This window comes from Nocardia alni, from assembly GCF_019038435.1.
Lineage (GTDB): Bacteria > Actinomycetota > Actinomycetes > Mycobacteriales > Mycobacteriaceae > Nocardia > Nocardia alni.
Genome location: NZ_JAGPOX010000037.1, coordinates 61,327 through 67,326 on the forward strand (window position 1 = coordinate 61,327; position 6,000 = coordinate 67,326).

A 6,000-nucleotide genomic window follows, 5' to 3' on the forward strand; every position below is an offset into this window, starting at 1 on the left:
GGTGTGATCTTCTCGCACTCGCGGGGATTCGACATCGCGGAGTACGAAATGCGCCCTGGTTGTGCCGATTCAGGCGCGGGGGTGGCTGCGTTCGTAGGCTTCGCGGACGGCGGCCGCGCGATCGCGGCGCGCGATGTCGCCCAGCGCCGGATCCAGGCCGTGTCTGGACAGCCGGTAGCGGCGGTAGACGTAGGTCAGGGCGATCGCGAAGAAGCACAGCGGCAGGAAGATCAGCGCCATCATCGCCGCACCCATCCACAACGGGCCCGGCACCAGCAGGAACAGGCACAGCACGAGGAACAGCGGTATCAGCATCCGCAGCAGATAGCGCCGGGCCGCGCCCGGACCGGTGAGGTCCGCGACCACCCAGTCCGACATCGACGCGGGCAGTGTGCCGCCGAAGATGTAACGCAGCCGCTGGAGCGGGCCGGGTGACAGTTCGCTCATCGCCGTCTCCTTCGCACTAATAAGTCGTGCACTAACTATTAACACAAGCCTAGCGCCCTGTCACCCGCCAGAGCCACCGAGAACAGTGCTCCCAGCTGTGACTTCCATTGCATCCGCCCGGCCCTGGTGCATAATGTTTGTGCGTTAACTATTCACGGGCACCAGGAGAGGCGAGGCCATGACACCGGAGATCGACGATCCGCTGCGCCTGGATCGGCAGGTCTGCTTCGCGCTGGCGCTGGCGAACCGCGCGGTCCTGAGCGTCTATCGTCCGCTGCTCGAACCGATGGGCCTGACCCACCCCCAGTACCTGGTCATGCTGGCGCTGTGGGGCGACGCGCCGCTGTCGGTCAAGGATATCGGCGAGCTCGTGCAGCTGGATTCGCCGACCCTGTCCCCCTTGCTCAAACGGCTCGAGTCCGCCGGATACATCACCCGCCGCCGCGACGAGCACAACGAGCGCAGCCTCGTCGTCGATCTCACTCCCGCCGGGCGGGCCTTGCGCGCACAGGCCGAACGGATTCCGCCGACCGTCGTCGAGCGACTCGGCGTCACCCTCGCGGATCTGGAGGAGCTGCACACCGTGCTCGGACGCGTCAACACCGCCGCGCGCCGGGCCGCTGCCGCCTACTGAGACCATCCGCCGCAACGCTTTTCACCCCCGTAGGTGAATCGAGACCGTTTCGTGCCCGCTGAGCCGGCGATAATACGGAGCGGTCGGCGATCTCGCGCGCCTATCATGGAATCGCCGCGGGAAGCGGTGTTGTCAAGGGGATGCAGCATGGCGAAGATGACCATCGACGAACTGCTCGATGTTTTCAAAGGTATGACGCTGCTGGAGCTTTCGGAGTTCTCCAGCGCGTTCGAGAAGGAGTTCGGCGTCACTGCCGCCGCGCCCATGGCCGTCCCTCTCGCACTCGGCGCGGACGCCGTCGTCGATGCCCCGGAGGAGCCCACCGAATTCGATGTCGTCCTGGAATCATTCGGGGACAAGAAGATTCAGGTGATCAAGGCCGTCCGGGAGGTCATCTCCGGGCTGGGGCTCAAGGAGGCCAAGGATCTCGTCGAGTCCGCCCCGAAGGCGATTCTGGAGCGCATCGACCGCGACGCCGCCGAGGCCGCGAAGATCAAGCTGGAGGCGGCGGGCGCGCGGGTGGGCCTGCGCTGATCGGCACCGCCCGCCGTGCGCCGCGTGTTCGGCCAGCAGCTAAGATTCGAGGATGCGAATCGTCATCGCGGGCGGACACGGACAGATCGCACTCATCCTGGAGCGGTTGCTCGAGCAGCGCGGCGACTCGGTCGCCGGGTTGATCCGCAATCCGGCTCAGTCTCCCGACCTGGTCTCGGCCGGTGCCGAACCGATCGTGATCGATCTGGAGCAGTCGTCCCCGGCGGACGTCGCGAAACACCTCGAGGGCGCGGACGCGGTGGTGTTCGCGGCCGGAGCCGGGCCGGGCAGTGGGGCGGCCCGCAAGGAGACCGTCGACCGCGACGCGGCGATCCTGCTCGCCGACGCGGCCGAACTCGCCGGCGTCCACCGGTACGTGATGATCTCGTCCATGGGCGCCGACACCGCCGCCACCGGCGGCGACCCCGTCTTCGCCGCCTACCTGCGCGCCAAGGGCGCCGCCGACGACGCCGTCCGCGCCCGCACCGACCTCCGCTGGACCATCGTGCGGCCGGGTCAGCTCACCAACGAGCGGGCGACCGGCCTGGTGCGCATCGCCGAAACCACTGGGCGCGGGCCTATTCCGCGCGCGGACGTGGCGGCGGTTCTGCTCGCGGTGCTCGATGCGCCGCAGACCGCCGGACGCACCTTCGAGGCGATCGGCGGCGACACCCCGGTCGCCGAGGCGATCACGGCACTGGGCTGAATCTGCTTTTTGCACAACGTTTTTCGATGCCGCCATAATCCTGTGTCGATGCCGAGGTCATGTGCCGAGCAGTAGTGCGGCGACGGCATCCGGTACTTCATGCATTGGGTACGAGAACGAACGTCGCCATGCGTTTCTCCCTTTCCGGAGCTGCGGCCTCGATAAGGGTCCGCATGGAGACAGTCTCGCCGGACCAGGATGTGGCCGACCACCGATAGAATCCCAACTGATGCCAGCTTGCCGCCAACTCCGCCGGACCGGCGTGACCTCACACATCTGGGCGTCCGCCGGGCGGCACCTGTGGCCATCCGGCGAGACGAGCGCGGTGCAGTCCCATGCCCGGGGCCACCTGGTCTATGCCGCCAGCGGCGTCCTGGCCGTCCACACCGAGCTCGGAATGTCGATCGTTCCCGCCAATCGCATTGCCTGGACGCCTGCCGAGTTCACCCACTACCACCGTGCCCATGGCGACACCGACATGCGCATCGTGTTCCTCCCGCCCTCCCTAGCCCGGCTGGTACCCGACCATCCCGCGGTGTTCCAGGCTTCCCCCCTCGCCCGCGAGGTCCTCCTCGCCCTGACCGCCTCACGCAACTACGACGACACCGCCACCGCCTACAGCCGCCCAGCGCGCACCCGCCTCCTGCGAGTCCTCGTCGACGAACTCCACGAAGCGACCGAACGAACACTCCAACTCCCCGAACCTCGGGACGACCGCCTGCAAGCCCTGTCCCGAACCCTGCACGAGAACCCCGCGGACAACACCTCCCTGGCCGAACTCGGAAAGACAATCGGAGCCAGCCCCCGCACCCTCAGCCGCCTGTTCCACGACGAGCTGGGCATGACCTTCTACGAGTGGCGCACCCAGCTACGCATCTACCACGCCCTCGTCCTCCTGTCCGAAGGCCACGACACCACCCGAACCGCCTACGCCTGCGGATGGTCCAACCCCAGCAGCTTCATCGCGGCCTTCACCGCCATCCTCGGAACAACCCCCGGCCGCTACCGCGCCGGCCACATCGAACGCATGTCCCAACTCTCGGCGGTGAGCAAGCCTCCTGGGTAATTCGTATGCGGCCGGAAATAACTGCGTCAGATCGGAAACGAGCAGAACAGATCCCGCAGGCTGGTCAAAGCATGTTGTGTAAGTGCAGGTTCGCTGTCGCCAGTGCATAAACAACAGCCATCAAGCCGGTGCCCATACCGCCATCGATTCGCAGCAACGATGCGTAGAACCCAAGGAGGCATCCGGGCTTCGCTCGGATCAGGCGGTGACTTCTGTTGCCAGACAGACGACCTCGATCCAGTCACGGTCGAGTCCCAGCAAGGGCACAACGGGAGCGGGCATCGACATGAGCTACAGCTAATCCAGCAACTCTCGGTGACGGCTGACCACTGCTCGTACCTCCGCTGGCACGACATCAGCACGATCACTACCGGAGATGGTCCGAGCCAAGGCATGTCGCACATCCTGAAAAGGGAACTTCTTGCAGCAATCCAGTATCTCTGCACGAGCATCATCGGAGGAACGTTCATAGTCTCTGATCAGGGCGCACAGTGCGATCCACGCAGTACGGCGTCCTTGAACGCACACATCTCGATTCAATCCGAACACCTTTATAGTCTCTACGCCAACCTCGTCCAGTCCGACATAGTTACCCGTATCAAGCGATAATGCGAGATGTCGGGACGGATCCACACTGGTCGGATCTACCAGTAATTCTTTACCGTCTTTAACGGGGAATTTATCCCTTTTATAGTTACTGTTGCAGTGCGAGCAGGCGAGGATATAGTTATCCCATTCATAGGACCGTTCCGGGTAGTCGACCTTGGGCCTGAAATGATCTATATCAGTTCCAAGACTATCCTGACAGTACATGCATCGTTGCAGGCCCCAACACATATCCTGCAGTGCGACAAGAACATCATCTCTGGCTTTTCCTTTGAAACTTCGCCACGTTTTGACAGCTTCTTGGGGCGGGTCATCTGCCGCATTGACGCGATGCTGCCGTCGGGCAAGGATCATCAGTGATCGTTCCGATAATAAGAGGCGCTCGATTGCAATCATTTACACACCGCGCTGCTGGTGTTTCATCAGCATCCGAATCGCCTCGTCGGCCTGACTTGTTGGCAGTCTCGACCGTAATTCATCGAGAGTTTCCCGCTCCTGCATTGTGAGGTCGCGACTCAACCCGGCTGCTTCGATCGCAGCCAGCCGCTCCCGCGTATCCAGGGCCGACACAGACAGAACGCTGTCGAGGCCGAACAGGTCAGTCAATACGGCTTCATCGGCGCTGCCATTCACCACCCGATTAAATTGCTCGCCGGGTAGAATTTCGGCGCCGGAATCTTCCTCCCATGGCGGCGACAGACGGACAAGTCCATTTTCATCAGCCGCTTGACAGATGAAAGGACTGTGGGTGGTAACTATGAACTGCATTTTTGGAAAATGCGCTTTAAGCCAGAATCCAATTCGCTTCTGCCATTCCACATGTAAGTGAACATCAATCTCGTCGATCAGCACAACACCCTCATGAAGGACTACGGTCCGCCCCTCCGGATCTATCTCCCAATAGACTGGATCGAATGCAGCAACAAGCTGCTTGATGAGGTCGAGGACTAGACCAGCCACCGTTCTGTAACCATCACTCAGCGCAGAAAGCGCGAGTTGGCGGCCCTCTGGCGTTCGGACCCAAAGCCCTTCGGAGTCGACCTTCTCGACACGCATCCCCTCAGGCAGCAGTCCATCGTCCAGCAGCCCTAGAACCAGGTCCTCGATAGCCTGGGCGTCTGGTCGATTCTCCAACCGGCGCAAATAAATCTGCTGCAGCCAAACCACCGACTCCGACAGCGAGGCATCCTCTCGAAACAGACTAGCAAGCGCAGCAGGCCGTCCCGGCGACATCATTAACCGTTGCGCCTCTGTCGGTGCGGGCGAAAGCCTTCGAAAGGGACCGTACCCAGCAGTGAACCATCCTCGAGGATTTTCCGCCCACGGCCCCCTTTCGGGAGTCCACCGCCCTCCTGTCGTCGCTCTCGAAAGTGTCGGCTCAGGACCGTAAGCCCGCTCCCATTCCATCACCGCCCATGGTTCAAACTTTGGCTTCCGACCCGTCGTGAAGCCATCCTCCTCGGAAAAACGAAGCCTCACAGCGGCGCGCCCACGAGCGTCACCTTCATGAATCCAGCCGCTGAAGGTCTCCGCCAACAACCGAGCTACCGACGGCCCGGCAATGGCCAGAGCAGCTGCCTGAAGGAAAGTCGACTTTCCTGCACCATTACGCCCGGCGATGACGATCCACCGAGGAAGCGATCCGTCTTTGCGTGCAAAACTAAGGGAGGCAGCACGGTCATCAGATCCGAATCCGCGAACCCCGTCCAACTTGATCTCTACGATTTGCACAGCCACAGCCTACAAGAGTCCCGGACGGCTCTAGCCCTTCTGAACGCAGATTGACACCGCACATGTTCACACCACGGCCGACGAGACAACTCTTGCTCTGGATGCCAACTGCTGTCCAAAATTCGTCCGCTTGACCATCTCGGCCTCACACGTGTCCAGCGCAAGCCCGAAGCAACCATAGCCTTCCATGCGGTTCCACGGTGCGGCCAAATCTACGTTTCGGGCAGGCGCCGGTTCCGCCCTACTCCACTGCGGTGGTACGGGATGGGCGGGGGT

General features: G+C 62.6%; 7 protein-coding genes. 4 read left to right on the forward strand and 3 right to left on the reverse strand.

The features are described from left to right. Positions 1 to 69: 69 nt before the first annotated feature. Entirely contained in the window at positions 70 to 447 is a 378-nt protein-coding gene (locus JZ791_RS16570; RefSeq protein WP_216895801.1) for a DUF5313 family protein, read from the reverse strand. A gap of 178 nt (positions 448 to 625) precedes the next feature. Here JZ791_RS16570 and JZ791_RS16575 point away from each other — a divergent pair, with 178 nt between their 5' ends. The 4 genes from JZ791_RS16575 (at position 626) to JZ791_RS46030 (ending at position 3,387) form a co-directional block, all read left to right on the forward strand. Further along, entirely contained in the window at positions 626 to 1,081 is a 456-nt protein-coding gene (locus JZ791_RS16575) for a MarR family winged helix-turn-helix transcriptional regulator (protein WP_216895802.1), read from the forward strand. Between the two features lie 147 nt (positions 1,082 to 1,228). Then, positions 1,229 to 1,615 carry a 50S ribosomal protein L7/L12 gene (gene rplL, locus JZ791_RS16580; RefSeq protein WP_216895804.1) on the forward strand — a complete coding sequence of 129 codons (387 nt, stop codon included), beginning with the start codon at positions 1,229 to 1,231 and terminating at the stop codon, positions 1,613 to 1,615. 52 nt (positions 1,616 to 1,667) lie between these two features. Beyond that, positions 1,668 to 2,321, forward strand: coding sequence for an NAD(P)H-binding protein (locus JZ791_RS16585; protein WP_216895806.1), 654 nt, complete (start codon positions 1,668 to 1,670; stop codon positions 2,319 to 2,321). Between the two features lie 262 nt (positions 2,322 to 2,583). Further along, positions 2,584 to 3,387, forward strand: a complete 804-nt coding sequence (locus JZ791_RS46030) for a helix-turn-helix transcriptional regulator (protein ID WP_216895808.1) — start codon at positions 2,584 to 2,586, stop codon at positions 3,385 to 3,387. Positions 3,388 to 3,684: 297 nt separating this feature from the next. Here JZ791_RS46030 and JZ791_RS16595 read toward each other — a convergent pair whose 3' ends face one another. After that, positions 3,685 to 4,389 carry an HNH endonuclease gene (locus JZ791_RS16595; RefSeq protein ID WP_216895809.1) on the reverse strand — a complete coding sequence of 235 codons (705 nt, stop codon included), beginning with the start codon at positions 4,387 to 4,389 and terminating at the stop codon, positions 3,685 to 3,687. After that, complete coding sequence (locus JZ791_RS46510) at positions 4,390 to 5,724, reverse strand: AAA family ATPase (protein ID WP_216895811.1); 1,335 nt, start codon at positions 5,722 to 5,724, stop codon at positions 4,390 to 4,392. It lies immediately after the preceding gene. Positions 5,725 to 6,000 lie beyond the last annotated feature (276 nt).

Bases quoted from the DNA above. Each gene is read 5' to 3' on its own strand.
- JZ791_RS16575 (WP_216895802.1), top strand. From the start codon at position 626: ATGACACCGGAGATCGACGATCCGCTGCGCCTGGATCGGCAGGTCTGC.
- JZ791_RS16570 (WP_216895801.1), bottom strand. From the start codon at position 447: ATGAGCGAACTGTCACCCGGCCCGCTCCAGCGGCTGCGTTACATCTTC.
- JZ791_RS16585 (WP_216895806.1), top strand. From the start codon at position 1,668: ATGCGAATCGTCATCGCGGGCGGACACGGACAGATCGCACTCATCCTG.
- rplL (WP_216895804.1), top strand. From the start codon at position 1,229: ATGGCGAAGATGACCATCGACGAACTGCTCGATGTTTTCAAAGGTATG.
- JZ791_RS16595 (WP_216895809.1), bottom strand. From the start codon at position 4,389: ATGATTGCAATCGAGCGCCTCTTATTATCGGAACGATCACTGATGATC.